The organism is Methylovorus sp. MP688 (assembly GCF_000183115.1).
Taxonomy (GTDB): domain Bacteria; phylum Pseudomonadota; class Gammaproteobacteria; order Burkholderiales; family Methylophilaceae; genus Methylovorus; species Methylovorus glucosotrophus.
In genome coordinates, this window is record NC_014733.1 from 237,028 (window position 1) to 255,317 (window position 18,290).

21 protein-coding genes are annotated in these 18,290 nt (G+C 55.6%); 14 read left to right on the forward strand and 7 right to left on the reverse strand.

All coding sequences use genetic code 11. From position 1 onward, the window contains the following. Positions 1–29 precede the first annotated feature (29 nt). Entirely contained in the window at positions 30–521 is a 492-nt protein-coding gene (locus MPQ_RS01095) for an OmpH family outer membrane protein (RefSeq protein ID WP_013441036.1), read from the reverse strand. An 89-nt stretch (positions 522–610) separates the two neighbouring features. Then, the gene (gene moaC, locus MPQ_RS01100) at positions 611–1,096 is read right to left on the reverse strand and encodes a cyclic pyranopterin monophosphate synthase MoaC (RefSeq protein ID WP_013441037.1); all 486 of its coding nucleotides are present in this window, start codon (positions 1,094–1,096) and stop codon (positions 611–613) included. A 57-nt stretch (positions 1,097–1,153) separates the two neighbouring features. Between moaC and MPQ_RS01105 the strand changes: the two genes are divergently transcribed. The 3 genes from MPQ_RS01105 to soxZ are packed head-to-tail and all read left to right on the forward strand — an operon-like array spanning position 1,154 to position 3,376. Further along, positions 1,154–2,590 (forward strand): M48 family metalloprotease, encoded by a 1,437-nt coding sequence (locus MPQ_RS01105; protein WP_013441038.1) that lies wholly within the window; start codon positions 1,154–1,156, stop codon positions 2,588–2,590. A gap of 16 nt (positions 2,591–2,606) precedes the next feature. Then, entirely contained in the window at positions 2,607–3,050 is a 444-nt protein-coding gene (locus MPQ_RS01110; RefSeq protein WP_015829211.1) for a thiosulfate oxidation carrier protein SoxY, read from the forward strand. Between the two features lie 8 nt (positions 3,051–3,058). Further along, the gene (gene soxZ, locus MPQ_RS01115) at positions 3,059–3,376 is read left to right on the forward strand and encodes a thiosulfate oxidation carrier complex protein SoxZ (protein ID WP_013441040.1); all 318 of its coding nucleotides are present in this window, start codon (positions 3,059–3,061) and stop codon (positions 3,374–3,376) included. Positions 3,377–3,403: 27 nt separating this feature from the next. Here soxZ and MPQ_RS01120 read toward each other — a convergent pair whose 3' ends face one another. Beyond that, positions 3,404–4,153 carry a hypothetical protein gene (locus MPQ_RS01120; RefSeq protein WP_013441041.1) on the reverse strand — a complete coding sequence of 250 codons (750 nt, stop codon included), beginning with the start codon at positions 4,151–4,153 and terminating at the stop codon, positions 3,404–3,406. Positions 4,154–4,190: 37 nt separating this feature from the next. On the opposite strand from MPQ_RS01120, the gene MPQ_RS13810 reads away from it, so the two are divergent. The 3 genes from MPQ_RS13810 to ahpF all read left to right on the forward strand — a co-directional run bounded on the left by MPQ_RS13810 (position 4,191) and on the right by ahpF (position 6,824). After that, entirely contained in the window at positions 4,191–4,502 is a 312-nt protein-coding gene (locus tag MPQ_RS13810) for a hypothetical protein (RefSeq protein WP_148225248.1), read from the forward strand. Positions 4,503–4,537: 35 nt separating this feature from the next. After that, the gene (gene ahpC, locus MPQ_RS01125) at positions 4,538–5,104 is read left to right on the forward strand and encodes an alkyl hydroperoxide reductase subunit C (protein ID WP_013441042.1); all 567 of its coding nucleotides are present in this window, start codon (positions 4,538–4,540) and stop codon (positions 5,102–5,104) included. A 175-nt stretch (positions 5,105–5,279) separates the two neighbouring features. Next, on the forward strand, positions 5,280–6,824 hold the full coding sequence (gene ahpF, locus MPQ_RS01130; protein ID WP_013441043.1) for an alkyl hydroperoxide reductase subunit F: 1,545 nt from the start codon (positions 5,280–5,282) through the stop codon (positions 6,822–6,824). Positions 6,825–6,964: 140 nt separating this feature from the next. On the opposite strand, the gene MPQ_RS01135 is transcribed toward ahpF, so the two are convergent. From MPQ_RS01135 to MPQ_RS01145, 3 genes are all read right to left on the reverse strand, one after another. Next, complete coding sequence (locus MPQ_RS01135) at positions 6,965–7,246, reverse strand: hypothetical protein (protein ID WP_013441044.1); 282 nt, start codon at positions 7,244–7,246, stop codon at positions 6,965–6,967. 150 nt (positions 7,247–7,396) lie between these two features. Continuing rightward, complete coding sequence (locus MPQ_RS01140; RefSeq protein ID WP_013441045.1) at positions 7,397–8,011, reverse strand: DnaA ATPase domain-containing protein; 615 nt, start codon at positions 8,009–8,011, stop codon at positions 7,397–7,399. 53 nt (positions 8,012–8,064) lie between these two features. Further along, positions 8,065–9,144, reverse strand: a complete 1,080-nt coding sequence (locus MPQ_RS01145) for an AI-2E family transporter (RefSeq protein WP_013441046.1) — start codon at positions 9,142–9,144, stop codon at positions 8,065–8,067. A gap of 100 nt (positions 9,145–9,244) precedes the next feature. Here MPQ_RS01145 and purM point away from each other — a divergent pair, with 100 nt between their 5' ends. The 7 genes from purM (at position 9,245) to MPQ_RS01180 (ending at position 16,553) form a co-directional block, all read left to right on the forward strand. Continuing rightward, on the forward strand, positions 9,245–10,264 hold the full coding sequence (gene purM / locus MPQ_RS01150; protein ID WP_013441047.1) for a phosphoribosylformylglycinamidine cyclo-ligase: 1,020 nt from the start codon (positions 9,245–9,247) through the stop codon (positions 10,262–10,264). Positions 10,265–10,326: 62 nt separating this feature from the next. Then, positions 10,327–11,031 carry a DUF3108 domain-containing protein gene (locus MPQ_RS01155; protein WP_013441048.1) on the forward strand — a complete coding sequence of 235 codons (705 nt, stop codon included), beginning with the start codon at positions 10,327–10,329 and terminating at the stop codon, positions 11,029–11,031. After that, a complete protein-coding gene (locus tag MPQ_RS01160; protein WP_013441049.1) occupies positions 11,021–12,055 on the forward strand; it encodes a DUF3108 domain-containing protein in 1,035 nt (344 codons plus the stop codon). The genes MPQ_RS01155 and MPQ_RS01160 overlap by 11 nt, the downstream gene beginning before the upstream one ends. Continuing rightward, positions 12,052–13,350: an RsmB/NOP family class I SAM-dependent RNA methyltransferase gene (locus MPQ_RS01165; RefSeq protein ID WP_013441050.1), complete on the forward strand. Its 1,299-nt coding sequence runs from the start codon at positions 12,052–12,054 to the stop codon at positions 13,348–13,350. The genes MPQ_RS01160 and MPQ_RS01165 overlap by 4 nt, the downstream gene beginning before the upstream one ends. 143 nt (positions 13,351–13,493) lie before the next feature. Then, a complete protein-coding gene (locus MPQ_RS01170; protein ID WP_013441051.1) occupies positions 13,494–14,723 on the forward strand; it encodes a dicarboxylate/amino acid:cation symporter in 1,230 nt (409 codons plus the stop codon). Positions 14,724–14,916: 193 nt separating this feature from the next. After that, on the forward strand, positions 14,917–15,366 hold the full coding sequence (gene azu / locus MPQ_RS01175) for an azurin (RefSeq protein WP_013441052.1): 450 nt from the start codon (positions 14,917–14,919) through the stop codon (positions 15,364–15,366). A gap of 257 nt (positions 15,367–15,623) precedes the next feature. Further along, positions 15,624–16,553 carry a DMT family transporter gene (locus MPQ_RS01180; protein WP_013441054.1) on the forward strand — a complete coding sequence of 310 codons (930 nt, stop codon included), beginning with the start codon at positions 15,624–15,626 and terminating at the stop codon, positions 16,551–16,553. Between the two features lie 25 nt (positions 16,554–16,578). On the opposite strand, the gene ampD is transcribed toward MPQ_RS01180, so the two are convergent. Continuing rightward, on the reverse strand, positions 16,579–17,112 hold the full coding sequence (gene ampD / locus MPQ_RS01185) for a 1,6-anhydro-N-acetylmuramyl-L-alanine amidase AmpD (protein WP_369750492.1): 534 nt from the start codon (positions 17,110–17,112) through the stop codon (positions 16,579–16,581). Positions 17,113–17,207: 95 nt separating this feature from the next. On the opposite strand from ampD, the gene MPQ_RS01190 reads away from it, so the two are divergent. Further along, positions 17,208–18,209: a sodium:calcium antiporter gene (locus tag MPQ_RS01190; protein WP_013441056.1), complete on the forward strand. Its 1,002-nt coding sequence runs from the start codon at positions 17,208–17,210 to the stop codon at positions 18,207–18,209. Positions 18,210–18,290 lie beyond the last annotated feature (81 nt).

Here is an 18,290-nt window from a genome sequence, read left to right on the forward strand (position 1 = left end):
CGCGCGGGCAGGCGAGGTCAGGCTCGCGCTTATTTGAGCTGCTTGATGATCTTGTCGGTAATGTCGACGCGTTTGCCGACATAAGCGGAGGTGTTGTAAAACACGATGTCGTAGCCTTCACTCTGCGCAACGGAGGTGACGGCTTTATTGATACGATCCTGCAGACTGGCCAGCTCGTCTTTCTTGCGCTGCTCAAACTCTTCCTGCAAAGCACGCTGACGGCGCTCCAAGTCCACACGCTGATTATTCAGATCGCGACGTTTGGTTCTCGCCACGCTCTCTGTCATGGTCAGCGAATCCTTGCTGAAAGCGGTTTCGCGGTCTTCCAGTTGCTTGTAGGCTTGCTGCAACTCAGCATTGCGCGGCTTGAATTCGGCCTGCAGCTTTTGACCAGTGGCCAGAAATTGCGGTGACTGCATGACAGTTTGCAGATGGACGTAGCCGATCTTGATTTCGGCGCTGGCATGCATGGAGGCCAATGCCAGAGTGGCGGCGAGGGCAATGTGCTTTAATGTTTTCAAACGATCTCCTTGTGACGTGGCTCTTGAGCTGGCAATAGGATACCCCTTCATGCCGCCACCTCCAAATTGGCGCTTGGCCACGCTCTGATTTATGCCGGGGTTGTGGCCTGCCAGTGGCCGGATTTTCCACCCTGCTTTTCCAGCAGTTGCACATTGTCTATGATCATGCCGCGATCGACCGCCTTGCACATATCGTAAATCGTCAGCAAGGCGACCGTAGTCGCGGTCAGCGCTTCCATTTCCACCCCGGTACGGCCGACGGTTTCGGCGGTGACCGTGCAATGGATGACAGGTTGGCTGCTCTCAATCTCGAATTCCACCCCGACCTTGGTCAAGGCAATCGGATGGCAAAGCGGAATGAGATCAGCGCAACGCTTGCTGCCTTGAATCGCCGCAATCCGGGCAATGCCCAGTACATCGCCTTTTTTGCTATTGCCCTCCTGAATCAGCGCCAGCGTGGCAGGCAGCATGCGGATGCTGCCTCGTGCCACAGCAATGCGCCTGGTCTCGGCTTTGTCGCCGACATCGACCATATGGGCCTGTCCGCTGGTGTCAAAATGGGTAAATTGCGTCATGGTGAAGCCTGCTCCGAAACGGTGAACTTGCTTGAGAATGCCGTTATCATAGCAACAATGAAGCTTGTTTATACCTCTGTCGTCGCCGTCATGGCGCTGTTTTTTGTGCCCGTATCTCCTGCGGATGGCCTGCCCGATCTGGGCGATGTTTCCGCTACCGTGCTCTCCCCGCTGGATGAAAAGAAAATTGCCGATCAGATCATGCGCAGCGTGATGGCCAGTGATGATGTGGAGCGCGACCCTGAAATACAGGACTATGTGCAGCAACTGGGTATGCGCCTCGTCGCTGCCAGTTCGGACAAGCTCTTGCCCTTCCAGTTTTTTGTGGTGAAAGATAACTCCATCAATGCCTTTGCTATGCCTGGTGGTGTGGTCGGCGTGCATACCGGGCTCATCGTTGCTGCTGAAAACGAATCCGAAGTGGCAGGGGTGCTGGGCCACGAAATCGGCCATGTGGTGCAGCGCCATCTGGCGCGCATGATGGCGCAGCAGAAGCGTGATTCCATCATCAGCATGGCGACGATTGGGCTTGCGCTGCTGGCGGCGCGCGCCAATCCACAGCTTGCCAGCGGAGCCATGATGTCGGCCAGTGCCGGCTCCTTGCAGAAGCAGCTGGACTACACGCGCGAACATGAGCGTGAGGCTGATCGCGTGGGTTTGCAGATCATGGCCGATGCGGGATTTGATACGCGTGGCATGCCGGCTTTTTTTGAGATTCTGCAGCGGGGCACGCGGTTTATTGATGGCAGTGCACCTTCCTTCCTGCGTACCCACCCGCTGACGACGGAGCGTATTGCCGATGTGCGCTCCCGTGTGGAGCAAGGGGCTTATCGGCAGGTGCAGGATAGTGCGGAATTTCAATATGTGCGGGCCAAGCTGCTTGCCAATCTGGGGCCTGCGCGGCAAGCCATGGAGCTGTTCAGGAATAACCTTGCCCAGCGCACTTATACCAACGAAGCTGCCCAGCATTACGGGCTGGCCATTGCCAGTTTGCGGGCCAATGATGTTGCGACGGCAGCGAGCGAGCTAGTCTGGCTCAAGCAGAATGCCAGTCCGCACGCCATGTTTGCCAGCCTGGCAGCCAACATCGAAGTGGCGAAACAAAATACGGCCGCAGCCACACGCCTGTTCCAGCAAGGCTTGGAACATTATCCTCGATCCCGTGCCCTGATTTTTGGCTATGCCGAGCACTTGCTGCGGCTGGGGCAGACGGATGCAGCGCTTAATCTGGTGGCGCAAAACATCGACCTCTATCCGGATGATCCCTATTTTTATGAGTTGCGCTCAAAGGCGTATACCATGCAGGGCAAACGTTTATTGCGGCATCAGGCACAAGGCGAAGCCTATGTGCGGAGCTATAACCTGCCGCGGGCGATTGAGCAGATGGAGCTGGCAGCCAAGGCGGGCGATGGCGACTTTTACCAGCAATCAATTGTAGAAGCGCGCCTCAAGCAATTGCGCCTGCTGCTGAACGACCCCAAGGACAGGGGCTAGAGATAAAAGGACAGCCATGAAAAGACGCGGATTTATGATGATGACCGGTGCAGCATTGCTCAGTGGTTTGCTACTGCCACTGCGGGTGCTGGCGGCGGTATGGAACAAAGCGGCTTTCGAAGCGACGACCCTGGCTGGCGCCACCCAGGGCCTGCAGGTCGACAAGGAAACGCCCAGCGCCGACATCACAGTCAATGCGCCAGACCGCGCGGAAAACGGCGCTGTCGTGCAGGTGGAAGTCATCAGCCGCATTCCCGGTACGGAGGCCATCGCCATTGTGGTGGAGCATAACCCTACACCTTTGATTGCCAATTTCATGTTTGCCAAAGGGGCGGATCCTTATGTGGTGACCCGCATCAAAATGGCGGAAACCGCTGAAGTGAAGGCGATTGTGAAAGTGGGATCGCGCTATTTCACCGCGGGCAAGCAGGTTGAAGTGCTGGAAAACGGCTGCGGCTAGGAGGCAACATGGCAGATAACATCAAAATGCGGGCGCAACTCAAGGGTGACGTGACCGAGCTGAAGGTGCTGATGACGCATCCGATGGAAACCGGGCGACGTAAAAACGATCTGGATGAGGTGGTACCTGCGCATTTTATTCAGCTGGTGACGATCAGTCTGAATGGCAACGTGGTGACGGAAGCGCAATGGGGGACGGGTATTTCCAAGAATCCCTATTTGACCTTGCACTTGCGCGGTGCCAAGGTTGGCGACCTGGTTGCCGTGGTCTGGCATGACAACAGGGGCCAGAGCGCCCGCCATGAAATTGCTGTCACGGCGGGCTAGCGGCTGGATGGATTTAGATCAACTGATTTAGAGATCAGCTTCCCAGGCATTGCCGTAGACTTTGCCATTCCGCGACAAAATCCACATCTGATACATGCTGGTAAACCACATGAAGGTCGAGGCAATGCTATAACCCAGACCGCCGATGATGGTCAGCCAGGCAAAGCCAGGATTCAGCTTGGTCAGCCACCATGACAGCACATCCAGAATCAGGAAGGCGAATGGGAAGGCGATGGCCAGAATCTTCAGTTTGCGCGGCACATTGACCGCAAAGCTGAAAATCAGCGACATGAAGAAGAAGATGAACGCGATACCAAACAGGTGAATGTGCGAAACGCGCGTCAGGCTCTCGATGCTGGCGCCTTCATTCACCTTGGCCACTTTTTTGACTTCATCAAAATGCGTGAAGTTAGGGATGCCAGGCACGTTGCTATGGCACATGACACAGTGCTGGGCAAACACTTGCTTGAAATGGGGTTCCCACTCTGACTCTGGTGCGCCTTCGCGCGCCCACTTGATGATGTCCAGGCGAACTTCAGGCGGTGCCTTGTCTTTCATGGCGCCATTCAGCATGCCTTCGAGGCGGCTGCCGCTGCGATCGCCATAGTAGCTGTAGACGATGTCGTCTTTTGACAAGCCGATTTTGCCGTCTGCCATGCCGTGGGTCAGCATGATCTGCAAACCTGCCATACAGAGGCCGACACCGATGACCAGCAAATAGCCGGAAAACAGAACCTTGACAGGGGTAGGGAGGTTGGGAAGGTTGAACCAGTCCATTGGTGATGTTGACTTCATTTGATTCTCATAAAGCAAGTTGAAAAAGCGGGATGACGGCTGCGTATTAACGTGGCGTTACATTGCTCGGCAAGGAGCTGTATCAGGCACAGCAGTTTCAACGAAAGAATACCTCAAACTTTGGCCCCTGCTACAAAATAAACAGCATTTTTATCCGGTGACAGGTTTTTTTGCATCGGTATCTTTCGGAAATGATGGAACAAATCGCGGCAGACAGGGTTTAATCAACATGCCGCTGCAAGTGCGGCATTATTACCACATCGATATGCAAAATATATCAAAAGTATTTAAACAATCAATTTTTATTATTATAGGACTTTCTCTATACTGAGCTTCGTTTCCAAACCAACCCAAAAGGAGATTTACATGAGCACCTTGATCAACACTGAAGTTAAGCCATTCAAAGCCCAGGCATTTCATAACGGCAAGTTTATTGAAGTGACCGATGCAGCTCTGAAGGGCAAATGGTCCGTGCTGATTTTCATGCCAGCCGCTTTCACCTTCAATTGCCCAACAGAAATTGAAGATGCTGCTGACAATTACGCTGAATTCCAGAAGGCGGGCGCCGAGGTGTATATCGTCACTACCGATACGCACTTCTCGCACAAGGTATGGCATGAAACATCGCCAGCCGTGGGCAAGGCACAGTTCCCGCTGGTAGGTGACCCGACTCACCAACTGACACGCGCTTTTGAAGTGCACATTGAAGAAGAAGGTCTGGCACTGCGCGGCACCTTCATCATCAACCCAGAAGGCGTGATCAAGACGGCTGAAATCCACGACAACGCCATTGCGCGTGATGTGAAGGAAACCGTACGCAAGCTGAAGGCAGCGCAATACGTGGCCAACAACCCAGGCCAGGTTTGCCCAGCCAAGTGGAAAGAAGGCGAAAAGACCCTGACGCCTTCTCTGGATCTGGTAGGCAAGATCTAAGGCGGGAATAGCGCCTTTAAACGTCCCTGCTGCGGCAGGGCGTTGAGCACAGGGCATGGAAGGCCAAACGCCAACCGTGTCCTGCCCTCGACGCTATCCCTGGAATAAACGTAACTAAGCCAGCGCCAAAAGCGCAAGGCGGGGGTGAACTCACCCCGAACAACTGGAGAACACCATGCTTGACGATACACTCAAAACTCAACTTCAGACCTATTTGGGCATGCTGCGCCAGCCTATCCGGTTGATTGCTTCACTCGATGGCAGTGAAAAAGCCGCTGAAATGCGTGAGCTGCTGCAAGACATTGCCGCGCTGTCAGACAAGGTCAGCCTGGACCTGGCAGGCAGTGATGCCCGCAAGCCTTCGTTCGTGATTGCACGTGAAGGTGAGACCAGTGGCGTGCGCTTTGCTGCCATTCCGCTGGGCCATGAGTTTACGTCGCTGGTGCTGGCCTTGTTATGGACCGGCGGTCACCCACCCAAGGTCGAAGCCGATGTGATTGAACAGATCAAGGCGCTGGATGGCGATTTCCGCTTTGAGGTGTACATGAGCCTGTCCTGCCATAACTGCCCGGACGTTGTGCAGGCAACGGCATTGATGGCCATTCTCAACCCCAAAGTGCAAACCACCGTGATTGATGGTGCCTTGTATCAGGATGAAGTGAATGGTCGCAACATCATGGCCGTGCCCACCACCTATATGAACGGTGAGCCATTTGGCTCGGGCCGCATGACGGTTGAAGAAATGCTGACCAAGCTCGATACCGGGGCTGAGGCACGCGAAGCGGCCAAGCTGGACCAGAAGGCACCTTATGATGTGCTGATCGTAGGCGGTGGACCTGCGGGTGCTTCGGCGGCCATCTATGCCGCTCGCAAGGGCATACGTACCGGTATCGTGGCCGAGCGGTTTGGCGGCCAGGTGATGGATACCCTGGGCATTGAAAACTTCATCTCGGTGAAGGAAACCGAAGGGCCCAAGCTGGTGGCCGCACTCGAAGAGCATGTGCGCAGCTACGATGTCGATATCATCAATCTGCAACGCGCCGAGTCGATTACGCGCGGCGAACTGGTCGAGGTGAAGCTGGCAGGTGGCGCAACGCTGAAGAGCAAGGCAGTGATTGCGGCTACCGGTGCCCGGTGGCGCGAGCTGAATGTGCCTGGCGAGAAGGAATACCGTGGCAAGGGCGTGGCGTATTGCCCACACTGCGATGGTCCTTTGTTCAAGGGCAAACGCGTCGCCGTGATTGGCGGTGGCAATTCAGGTGTAGAGGCAGCGATTGATCTGGCCGGTTTTGTTGGCCATGTCACCCTGATCGAATACGACACCAAGTTGCGTGCGGATGCGGTGCTGCAGAACAAGTTGTTCAGCTTGCCCAATGTGACCGTGATCATTAACGCGCAAACGACCGAAGTAACCGGCGATTCCCAAAAGGTCAATGGTTTGGTGTACAAGGACCGCGCCACAAGCGTGGATCATCACCTGGAACTGGAAGGTGTCTTTGTACAAATCGGTCTCTTGCCGAATACCGACTGGCTCAAGGGCAGTGATGTCGAACTGAGCAAGTTTGGTGAGATCAAGGTGGATGCGCATGGGCAGACATCAATGGCAGGTGTGTTTGCGGCGGGGGATGTGACGACCGTGCCTTACAAGCAGATCATCATTGCCATGGGTGAAGGCTCCAAGGCTGCGCTGGGCGCATTTGATTACCTGATACGCCAGTAAGCGTCACGCTGTACTTCCTTTTATGACAATCTCGGTTGCCATAAAAGGCCAGGGCCAGTGTTCTTTCCCGGGTAGGGGAGAACACTGGCCCTGAATTTTTTGGTTTTGCCGTTGTTACAGATCAAGCATTTTTGAGGATTTTAAATGGCTTGAGAGATCACAAACGATGGGTATTGGTCAAAGAAGGTGACTCTGACGTTGAAACCCAGATCACGGGCCCGTTGTGCGAGCAGCGTGAAAATGTGCAGTTCATTCTTCAGCGGGATCAGGAACACATTGTCGGCAAATGCCTGGGTAGACTCCGACTTGTGCTGCTCCTTGTTCAGCTGAATGATGTTTTGACTGCTGGTGATGAAGGTTACCCAATTCTTGTTTTCATGATTGGGGTTCGGCCGGTCTACGATCAATAGTGCTGAGTGCATTTTATATCTCCTCGTTTTTATAAAAGACCTACAGTTTCCGTACTTAAAAAATCAAAAACCGTGAAACTAGCATTACAGGTCTCTACAAGAAAATCAATACTCGCAAGATGGATATAGCTTTAAATTTTTATGATTTTGCTGCCGAGGCCGCTATGACAGGCTTAGCAGCTGACGTAACAAAGGCAGTGTGACAGGGCGTTTGTAGCTGAGCGACCATTCATCCAGGGCATCCAGTGTGGAAACCAGGGTGGGCAGATCACGACGCAAGTGGCGCAGGCAATAATCCAGCACTTCATCCGGCAATCGCATGCCACGGGCTGCTGCATGCTGGCGCAAGGCCAGGGCTTTTTCTTCATCGCTGAGCGGATGCAGCTGGTAGCTGAGGCCCCAAGCCAGGCGGGTGGCCAGGTCATCCCGCAGCTGCATGGCGGTTGGCGCGGCGATGCCGGCCGCTACCAGCACGCCTTCGCTATCGCGCAGGTGGTTGTAGCTGTCAAACAAGGCAATCTGCTCTTCATTGCTGAGCAGGTGAACATCATCGGCGCAGATCACATGCACGCCCAGGGCTTCGCCCGCACGGTTGCAGGCATGCAGCAGATGACTCTTGCCGCTGCCGGTTTCACCCCACAGGTAGATAAAGCGTTGCGCACTTTGCCCTTCCAGCGCGGCGCGCAGGCTATGCAGGGCCTCGGCATTGCGGCCTGGGACAAAATTGTCCAGGCTGGGCAACGCTGATGGTTGAATGTCGAGCAGTAACTGTTTCATGGCATTTAGCCGCAAAGCGGCAAGAGTGGGGCCTGCATTTTATGTGAACCTGATTAATGCAGGTAGATATCGCTATTGAGATAAGCGCGTTTGGCATGGCGCAGGCCGACGGCAATCGCGGCGCTGACAGGCAACGCCAGCAAAATGCCGGTAAAGCCGAACAGCTGGCCGCCAGCCAGCAAGGCAAAAATCACCATGACCGGGTGCAGGCCGATACGGTCACCGACCAGCCAGGGCGTGAGCCACATGCTCTCCAGCATCTGGCCGATACCAAATACCGCGATGACAGGAACATACTGGGCGAAGGTGGTGAACTGCAATACCGATGCCAGCGCGGCGAGCAGCATGCCAGTGCCGATGCCCAGGTATGGCACAAACCCAAGCAAGCCAGCAATCAAGCCGATGGGCAGCGCTAGCTCCAGTCCGGAAAGCCAGAGGCCGGTGGCGTAAAATGCGCTCATCAACAGCATGACGGATAATTGCCCGCGTAAAAATTCCGCAAGCATCATGTCAACTTCACGGGCAATCTCCACGGTTTTGGCATACCAGCGACGTGGCAGCAATTGATCGAAGCGGTTGAGAATGTCATGCCAGTCGCGCAGCAGGTAAAACAGCACAATCGGGATCAGCACCAGATTCGCCAGCCAGGCGAACAGTGCCAGCCCGTGATCGCTCAGTGCCAGCAAGAACTTGCCAACGAAATCACTGGCGGATTTCCAGTTACTGCTGATCACTTGCTGCACTTTGGCAGCATCAATATCGATCGCCACGCCGAAGTGCTGCAACAGCCAGGGCTCAATACGGGTGCGCAAGCCGGTGATGTAGGTTGGTAGTTTTTCCATGATCAGCATGAATTCTTTCTGCATCATGGGGATCACGATCAGCAGCAGGATGCAGATAATGGCGATCAGCATCAGCATGACCAGCAATGAGGCGACGGTCCGCCCCAAGGTGAACTGCCAGAGGCGCACCTGCGCCAATCTGTCGACCAGCGGATTGCAGATATAGGCGAAAATGGCGGCAATCAGAAACGGCGCCATGATGGGCAGCAGCAGATATACCACCAGCAGGAACAGGCCGCCGAGCAGAATCACGCGGTAATCAGGCAACAGGTTTTCTCGTTTGGCGGTCATTTCGGGTAAAATTATATTTAATTACTGTAATTTATCTTGTGGAAAGCGAGAACTCAACTTGAATTCTGATCAAACCAACGGCGGTGCCGCACCAACTTCAATGAGCTATCGCGACGCCGGTGTCGATATCGAAGCCGGCGATGCGCTGGTCGAGGAGATCAAACCGTTTGCCAAGCGTACCATGCGCCCCGAGGTTTTGGGCGGAATTGGCGGATTCGGCTCGCTGTTCGAAGTCCCGAAAAAATTCAAAAACCCCGTGCTGGTTTCCGGTACGGATGGCGTAGGCACCAAGCTCAAGCTGGCATTTCAGCTGAACAAACACGACACCGTGGGTATTGATCTGGTCGCGATGAGCGTGAACGATATTCTGGTGCAGGGCGCTGAGCCTCTGTTTTTCCTGGATTACTTTGCCTGCGGCAAGCTCGAAGTCGGCGTGGCTGCCCAGGTGATCAAGGGCATCGCGCTGGGCTGTGAGCAGTCCGGCTGTGCGCTGGTGGGCGGCGAAACCGCTGAAATGCCTGGCATGTATCCCGCCGGTGAATATGACCTCGCCGGGTTTGCCGTCGGTGCAGTCGACAAGGAAGCCATCATTGACGGTACTACCATTGCGGCGGGTGACGTTGTGCTGGGTCTGGCATCCAGTGGTGCGCATTCCAACGGGTACTCGCTGATCCGCAAGCTGATCGAGAAATCCGGCATTGATATGGATAGCGATTTCCATGGCAAGCCCTTCCGTGATGTGGTGATGGCGCCTACCCGTATTTACGTCAAATCCCTGCTCAAGTTGCTGGCTGCCATGCCGGTGAAGGGCATGGCCCACATTACCGGTGGCGGCATCACGGAAAATATTCCGCGCGTATTGCCTGCCGGCCTGACCGCTGAAGTTCGCCGCGACAGCTGGACTCTGCCGCCTTTGTTTCAATGGCTGCAGGCGCAAGGCAACGTGGCTGATGACGAGATGTACCGTACTTTCAACTGTGGCATTGGCATGGTGGTGATTGTGTCAGCCGCTCAGGCGCCAGAGGCAATCAAGCTGCTGTCAGATGCAGGTGAGCAGGTATGGCAGATTGGCCAGATTCGCGCGCAGCAGCCTGACGAAGCGCCTACGGTGGTGGTGTAGTCGCCGGAACGAAAACCAGCGGCTATCGTCACATGGACATCGTTTACTTCAAGTAGAACATCATGCGCTATCTTTCCTTACGCAATTCCATACTCACGGCTTGTTGCCTGCTGGCCGCGTCGCTTGTGCACGCCGCGCCACGCCAGGTGGAGCTGGTGTATGAAGCCACCCGCAATGGCCAGCCATTCGCCACGGTGACTGAGACCTTTCGTCAGGAAAATGGTCGCTACCGCATTGAAAGCGTGACGCAGGGGATAGGTGTGTACGCCTTGTTTGGCAAGCGCCGCTTGTTGAGTGAGGGTGAAGTTACCGAGCAAGGGCTCAAGCCCAGCCATTTTGAGCTGCATCAGGGTGACAACGATAAAAAATCTTTGCTGACAGATTTCGACTGGGCGCAGAACCAGCTCAATATGCAGGTGAAGGGCAAGACCGTTACCGCGCCGCTTGAGCCAGGTGCCCAGGATCTGGCCAGTTTCATTTACCAGTTCATGTTCCGTCCTCCAGTGGGTGAGGATGTGAATATGCCGGTGACAACGGGCAAAAAGCTGCGCAGCTATCACTACCGGGTGACGGAGCGCGATGTCCCGCTTGATCTGCCTGGCGGCCATTTCAAGACGCTGCACCTGGTCGATGCCACGCCAGAGGGCGAGGACGGCAAGGAATTCTGGTTGGCGACGGATCGTCATCACCTGCCGGTCCGTCTGGAAATGCGCGATGACAAAGGTGCCAAAATCGAGCAGATTCTGACCAGCGTGCATGCGGAATAAGCAAGACGACCCTCAGCGCAAGTATTACCTCCGCTATGCCCTGGCCCTGCTGATTTCATTGCTGTTGCATGTGGTGTTGCTGGGAGGGCTGGATTTAAGGCTACCAGATTTGCCTTCTGCCCCCAGCACCATGCAGGTTGAGATGATGCCTGCACCGTTGCCCAAACCATTGCCCCCGGCTATCAAGCCCAAACCCAAAAAAGCGGCTCCGGCAGCAGTGCCGGCGACCCCGCAGGATGCTGCGCCCGCTGTGGAGGCGCCAGCAGAGACTGCTTCATCAACACTTGCGGAGGCTGGTGATGCCGCTACCCCCGTACTCGAGGAAAACGAACCACCGGAAGAAGTGACCGAGGCCCTGCCGGAGCCTTCCAAGCCTGATCCGGTGAATTACGTGGAAATGGAGTACGAGGTCAAGCGAGGTGGCCAGGCTGGCACCTTGGGCCGTACCCATGTGCTTTTCAAGGTGCATGACGAGAATCGCTACACCCTGACCAGCGAAACCGAAGCGCAGGGCCTGGCATCGCTGTTTATATCAGGCAAGCTGGTGCAGCGCAGTGAAGGCCTGGTGACGGAACACGGCTTGCAGCCGCAGCATTTTTTTTATCAGTATGGCAACAACGAAGCCAAGGCCCAACGGGCCGAACTGGACTGGGATAATCACACGATTGCCATGCAAAGCAGCAAAGGACTGGTGACGCAGGCCCTGCCAGCGGGCACGCAGGACTTGCTGAGTTTCATGTACCAATACATGTATCAGGATCCGCTGGCCCAGATGCAGGTGGCAGTTACCAATGGCAAGCGCCTGCGGACATACAGCTATAGTTTTGAAGGGGAAGAGCAGGTGCAGACCCGCATGGGCGAGATACGTGCTCTCCATATTGCAAAATCCACTGGTAACGAAAAGACCGAGTTGTGGCTGGCGGTCGATTATCGTTACCTGCCTATTAAAATACGTAAAACAGACGAGGACGGTACAGTGCTTGAGCAGATTATGACCAGGCTGAATACCGATATCATGAAATGAAAAACATCCATCCCCAATTACTTCGCTTTGCTGGTACTGCGCTCGCTGACATCCTCGCGGGCACCGGTCCGGCCGATGCCGTGCTGGGCTCTTTTTTCCGTAACAACCGCGAGTTGGGTACCAAAGAAAGAGCCTTTGTCGCCGAGTCCGTGTATGGTGTGTTGCGTCGCAAGCGACTGCTATCCTACCTTGCCGATGGCGATGATCCGCGCAAGCTGCTGGTGGCCTGGCTGGTGCGTGTGCAGGGCATGAGCCTGCGCGATCTGGAAGACACGCTCAACACCCAGCAGAAAGAGTGGGCACAGGAGATCAAGGCTAAAAATACCGACAATCTCAGTCTGGCCATTCAAGCCGATATGCCGGATTGGTTATGGGAAAAACTCAGCGCCCAATATGGCGATGAGCAGGCACTCACTATTGCTCGCAGCATGCAGCAGCAAGCCATGATGGATTTGCGCGTGAATACCATCAAAGCCACGCGAGAAGACGTGCTGGCCAAATTCATCAGCGAAAATACCCAGCTGAATCAGGACACCATCTTACCGACTCCGCTGTCACCGACCGGTATACGTCTGCCGCAGCGCCTGAACATCAGCCGGCATATTCTGTTTACTGAAGGCAAGGTGGAAGTGCAGGATGAAGGCAGTCAACTGCTCGCGCATCTGGTAGCGCCACGTCGCGGCGAGATGATTGCCGATCTCTGCGCAGGCGCGGGTGGCAAGACGCTTGCCATGGGCGCGCTGATGCGCAATACCGGTCGTCTCTATGCATTTGATATATCCGAAAAACGCCTGACCAATCTGGGCCAGCGCCTCAAGCGCTCGGGCCTGTCCAACCTGCATAGCCAGCTGATCAGCAGCGAGCAGGATGCCAAATTGAAGCGCCTGAACGGCAAGTTTAACCGCGTGCTGGTGGATGCGCCTTGCAGCGGCCTGGGTACCTTGCGTCGCAACCCGGACCTCAAATGGCGGCAAACCCCGCAGGACGTTCTGGAACTCACCGGCAAGCAAACGTCTATTCTGGCGCGTGCTGCCAAGCTGGTAAAAGCGGGCGGCCGCCTGATTTACGCTACCTGCAGCCTGCTCTCAGATGAAAACGAAGCCATTGCCGATGCATTCCTGGCTGCGCACCCTGATTTCAAGCTGATTCCTGCTAATGAAGTCCTGGCGCAACAGCAGATTCCGGTCGATACCGGAGAGTACTTGAAGCTGTTACCGCACTTGCACCAGACCGATGGCTTCTTTGCTGCCGTGTTCGAAAAAGCAGCGGCGAGCTCGGAACCCCCCGCCCCCTGACCTTGCTGAAGTGCTGATTCGGGTGGCATCGCGCATCGAATCAGCGCTAGGCAGAGTCAGGCCGCTACGGTAAAGTAATTTCATGCGGCTTTTGGCCGCATGTCTTTGTATCAACCCCTTAGCTGCCTGACTCCGAGGTTTCGATGAAGCTTAGTCTTAACACCCAGATTTTTACTGGCGCCGCCATCGGCGTGCTTATCGGCATGGCCATCAGCCCGCTCGCGCAGGATAGCGAGCTGCGTGTGCAATCGCTGTATGCGCTTGGGCTCATCGGCAGTGTATTCATTGACCTGCTCAAGATGGTGTTGATCCCGCTGGTATTCACCTCGATTGTGGTCGGGGTAGCCAATCTGCAGGCGCATCGTCAGGTACACCGGGTGTGGACCAGCACCTTGGGGTTTTTCATCCTGTCCATGGCGCTGGCCATCGCACTTGCGTTAGCCGCGAGCAATATCTTCAAGCCGGGTGAGGGCATGCAACTGGCGATGTTCCAGGATGCCATGCAGAATTTCGAAGCTCACCGGCTGACCATGTCGGAGTTTTTCAAGCAATTTCTGCATGAGCTGTTCATGAATCCGTTTGCCGCACTCGCCAATGGCAAGGTGCTGGCTGTGGTGATTTTCGCCCTGTTCATGGGGATCGCACTGGTGGTGGGTGGCGAGCGCTACCAGAACATACACAAACTGCTGCAGGAAGCCCAGGAACTGGTCATGCGCATTGTCGGCTGGATCATGCATCTGGCGCCGCTTGGCATCATGGCCTTGCTGGCCCAGCTGGTGGCCAATCAGGATCTGAGCTTGCTCCAGACCATGGGGAAATTTGTCACGCTTATTGTGGCGACGACGCTTATCCATGGTGTCATCATTCTTCCGCTGTTGCTGTACCTGGTGACGGGGGTGACGCCATTGCGCTTCTGGCGTGGCGCGCGCGAGGCGCTGATTACCGCATTTGCCACCAGTTCGAGTTCGGCGACCTTACCGGTGACCCTGCGCTGCGTGGAAAACAAGCTGCATGTAAAACCGGAGATCGCCGGGTTTGTCGTGCCATTAGGCGCCACCATCAATATGGACGGCACAGCCTTGTATGAAGCGGCTGCTGCCTTGTTTATTGCGCATTTGGCGGGCATCGAACTGGGCACGGGCCAGCAACTGGTGGTATTTTTTACCGCCATGATCGCCGCCATGGGCGCGCCTGGCATCCCCAGTGCAGGCATGGTGACCATGGTGATGGTGCTGCAGTCGGTCGGCTTGCCCGCGGAAGCCATCGCGATTTTGCTTCCCATAGACCGCTTGCTGGATACATTGCGCACCGCCGTCAATGTGGAAGGCGACATGGTGGGCAGCCTGATTGTGCAAAAGCTGGTGCAACGCTAGTCAGTGTTGCTTGGCCTCCATGCCGCCGCCATAGCCTCGTAAGTCTTCTCCAGAAAATGCCAGCCACACCCAGGCTGGCATTTTTTATGGCTTTATATGATAATAATTCTCATTAGCCAGCGATGTCCCGCAGAGAAAGCAGGGCTGTAAGCCAACATTTCCCTACTTTAGCTCAGTAAAAAGGACATTACCCATGCGTTTATATCATTCCCTCGCGCTTGTTATCGGCTTTGCTTCCAGTCATGCCATGGCAGCTGGCTGTAGTGTGGATATCGAAGCCAACGATGCCATGCAGTTCAATACCAAAGCCATCGAAGTCAGCAAAAGCTGCAAGGAGTTTACCGTCAATCTCAATCACACCGGCACCATGGCCAAAGCCATGATGGGTCACAACTGGGTGCTCGCCAAAGCCAGTGATGAAAAAGGCGTGCTTGCCGATGGCGCGGCTGCCGGTTCGGCGAATGATTACGTCAAGGCGGGCGATGCCCGCGTGATTGCGCATACCAAACTCATCGGCGGCGGCGAAAAAGACAGCGTCAAGTTTGCTGCCAGCAAGCTCGCGGATGGGCAGGATTACGTCTTCTTCTGCTCTTTCCCCGGCCATGCCTTCATGATGAAGGGCAGCGTCAAGCTCGTAAATTAATCAGCCATTCACCAAGCTGAATTCAGGGCCGGGGGGCATTACCCATGCACTCCGGCCTTGACCTGGCGATAGCGACGGCCGTATAGTGCCGCCTCCATGAAAAAACAAATAGCGATCATTTCCGTCATTAACCGCAAAGCGCTGTGGCTGCGTGCCACCCAGTGCTGCGGTTGCTATTTGTCCTGAATTTTTGCAACCGCGGGCTCTCCGCGGTTGACTACTGTCTATTCTCGTTGAGCCCACAACCTGGGCCCACGATGTCTACGTTTATCAGTTCACGCTTTTCTTCTCCCATGGCGGGTATTGCCATGGTATTGCTCGCCTCGGTGGCAGTGTCCTCCAAGGCCATTATCGTCAAGCTGGCCTATGTGTATCCGGTGGATCCGGCCACGCTGATTGCCCTGCGCATGGCGTTTTCGATTCCCTTCTTTGCAGCCCTGGCGTGGTGGTCTGCCCGGCAGGATAGCCTGGCAACACTGTCATTGCGCCAATGGATGGCGGTGCTGGGGCTAGGCGCCATTGGCGGCTATGGGCCCATGTGGCTGGACTTTGCCGGGCTCGCCTATGTCAGCGCTGGCCTGGAGCGCATCATCCTGTTTCTTTACCCCACCATGGTGTTGATGTTTTCTGCCTTGCTGTTCCGGCAGGCGATCGGTAGGCGTGAGCTTTTTGCCCTGATTACGGGCTATGCCGGCGTCGGTTTGGTAGTGGGGCATGATATCGAGTTTGTGCATGGAACTGCGGATGCCACCCTCATGGGGGCTGCGCTGGTGTTCGCCAGTGCGGTGTTGTATGCCGCTTATCTGGTGTTGAGCGGCAAGTTGATTCCGCAGGTTGGTGCCTCGCGCTTTACCGCTTACACCATGCTGGTGGCGACCTTCACCAGTGGCATGCATTACGCCGGTAGCCAGCATGTAGTGAGCTGGTCGCAGTTGCCTGGTGAGGTCTATCTGCTGAGTTTGCTGATGGCGGTGGTGGCGACGGTGTTGCCGGCAGTGTTGCTTAATATCGGTATTCAGCGGCTGGGCAGCAACCGCGCGTCGCTTATCAGCTCCATCGGCCCGGTATCGACCATTTTTCTGGCCTGGGTGTTTCTTGGCGAACACATCACCTGGTTGCAGCTGGGCGGTACTGCGCTGGTCATGGCTGGCGTGCTGGCTGTGAGTCTGGGCCGCACACCGGCGTGAGAGATGGAATCGTGGGAAGAGGAGGCTAGGCGATCCGAGACCAGTCAAAGCCGGGGCCGGGATCGGTTTTGCGACCAGGGGCGATATCCGAATGCCCGGCAATGCCTGCAATCGGGTAGCGTTTTTTAAGGGCGGCGATCAATTGCTGCAATTGCGTGTATTGGGCTTCGGTAAAGGTGTCGGTATCGCACCCTTCCAGCTCGATGCCTACGGAAAAATCATTGCAGCGCTCCCGTCCCTGCCACTGCGACACCCCGGCATGCCAGGCGCGAAGGCCACACGGAACAAACTGCAGCACGCTACCATCGCGCCGGATGAGAAAGTGCGAGGAAACCTTGAGCGTATAAATCTCGGCGTAATACGGATGTGCCGTCGGATCCAGCTGATTGGTGAATAATTCGATAATGCCGTTTCCACCGTATTGTCCCGGCGGCAGGCTGATATTGTGGATCACAATCAGCTTCACCTCCGCCTCATCCGGCCGGGCGTCATGGTTGGGCGAGGGGATAAATGTCCCCTGATTCAGCACGCCGTCTGCGTTAATTTCGAGCGCTGTCATGTTGGCGTTCATGTTATCCGATAAAATCCTGAAACTTGTCGCGTGCCACACGGGCCACGCACCTTGACCGATACTGAAGAAATGGATGCATAACCATGGTGTTTTTTGAATTGTTCCTCATGCTGATTGTGATTCTAATCGCAGCCGAGGTGTTTACCAATGCGCTGGAGCATCTGGGGGAAAAGCTGGGGATTTCGGAAGGGGTGACTGGCTCGTTGTTTGCCGCTGTCGGCACGGCCCTGCCGGAAACCTCCGTGCCTTTGCTGGCCTTGCTGGCAGGCACGCAAAACCTGCAAACCAACGAAGAAATTGGCGTAGGCGCCATTCTCGGTGCGCCTTTGATGCTGGCAACCCTGTCCATCTCGCTGATGGCATTTGCCGTGCTCAAGAAGCGCGGGGCCTTTGGCCGTTTCCATCCGGAAAAAACCGGCTTGAGGCGCGATCTCGACTTTTTCATCGTGGCCTTTTCGTTTGCCGCGCTGGCCCTGTTTATTCCGCATACACAGGCGGCTATCCGTGGTGCGCTGGGTTTTGGCATGGTGCTGATCTATTTCATTTACATCCTGCTGACGATACGCGCTTCCAAGGATCTGGTGAGCAGCGGGCATGGGACCGAAGCTGAAGAGCCCATGTTCCTCTGCCGCATCGGCTTGCCCAATAACACGGTCGTGATCGTGCTGCAGCTGGTCCTGGGTCTGGGTCTGCTGGTGGCTGGGGCGAAAGGGTTTATTCATGGGGTGGAAGAGGCGGCGCAAATCATCGGGGTATCGACTCTGTTGCTGTCCCTGCTGATTATCCCGATTGCCACTGAATTGCCTGAAAAGGTGAACAGCATCCTGTGGGTGCGCAAAGGCAAGGATACCCTGGCTTTCGGCAATATCACCGGCGCCATGGTGTTTCAGGGTACCTTGTTGCCCGCTATCGGCATTATGCTCACGCCGTGGGAACCTCGGGTGGAAGTATTATCCGGGCTGGTGATTACGCTGGTGGCTGCCGTCTGGTTGCGCGTGCTAGTGGCACGGGGTGGCATCAAGATCTGGCATCTGTGGGTCAATGGCCTGATGTATCTGATCTACCTCGGCATCGTGTTGCTCTAAGTTTCAACATTGGCTGAGTTCACGCCTGACTCAGCATCTCACTTTAATCGGCCAGCCTGCGGTAATAATGCAGGCTGGCGC

Coding starts and splice junctions, on each gene's coding strand:
- moaC (WP_013441037.1), bottom strand. CDS start 1,096: ATGACGCAATTTACCCATTTTGACACCAGCGGACAGGCCCATATGGTC.
- MPQ_RS01105 (WP_013441038.1), top strand. CDS start 1,154: ATGAAGCTTGTTTATACCTCTGTCGTCGCCGTCATGGCGCTGTTTTTT.
- MPQ_RS01110 (WP_015829211.1), top strand. CDS start 2,607: ATGAAAAGACGCGGATTTATGATGATGACCGGTGCAGCATTGCTCAGT.
- soxZ (WP_013441040.1), top strand. CDS start 3,059: ATGGCAGATAACATCAAAATGCGGGCGCAACTCAAGGGTGACGTGACC.
- MPQ_RS01120 (WP_013441041.1), bottom strand. CDS start 4,153: ATGGACTGGTTCAACCTTCCCAACCTCCCTACCCCTGTCAAGGTTCTG.
- ahpC (WP_013441042.1), top strand. CDS start 4,538: ATGAGCACCTTGATCAACACTGAAGTTAAGCCATTCAAAGCCCAGGCA.
- ahpF (WP_013441043.1), top strand. CDS start 5,280: ATGCTTGACGATACACTCAAAACTCAACTTCAGACCTATTTGGGCATG.
- MPQ_RS01135 (WP_013441044.1), bottom strand. CDS start 7,246: ATGCACTCAGCACTATTGATCGTAGACCGGCCGAACCCCAATCATGAA.
- MPQ_RS01140 (WP_013441045.1), bottom strand. CDS start 8,011: ATGAAACAGTTACTGCTCGACATTCAACCATCAGCGTTGCCCAGCCTG.
- MPQ_RS01145 (WP_013441046.1), bottom strand. CDS start 9,144: ATGACCGCCAAACGAGAAAACCTGTTGCCTGATTACCGCGTGATTCTG.
- purM (WP_013441047.1), top strand. CDS start 9,245: ATGAGCTATCGCGACGCCGGTGTCGATATCGAAGCCGGCGATGCGCTG.
- MPQ_RS01155 (WP_013441048.1), top strand. CDS start 10,327: ATGCGCTATCTTTCCTTACGCAATTCCATACTCACGGCTTGTTGCCTG.
- MPQ_RS01160 (WP_013441049.1), top strand. CDS start 11,021: ATGCGGAATAAGCAAGACGACCCTCAGCGCAAGTATTACCTCCGCTAT.
- MPQ_RS01165 (WP_013441050.1), top strand. CDS start 12,052: ATGAAAAACATCCATCCCCAATTACTTCGCTTTGCTGGTACTGCGCTC.
- MPQ_RS01170 (WP_013441051.1), top strand. CDS start 13,494: ATGAAGCTTAGTCTTAACACCCAGATTTTTACTGGCGCCGCCATCGGC.
- azu (WP_013441052.1), top strand. CDS start 14,917: ATGCGTTTATATCATTCCCTCGCGCTTGTTATCGGCTTTGCTTCCAGT.
- MPQ_RS01180 (WP_013441054.1), top strand. CDS start 15,624: ATGTCTACGTTTATCAGTTCACGCTTTTCTTCTCCCATGGCGGGTATT.
- ampD (WP_369750492.1), bottom strand. CDS start 17,112: ATGACAGCGCTCGAAATTAACGCAGACGGCGTGCTGAATCAGGGGACA.
- MPQ_RS01190 (WP_013441056.1), top strand. CDS start 17,208: ATGGTGTTTTTTGAATTGTTCCTCATGCTGATTGTGATTCTAATCGCA.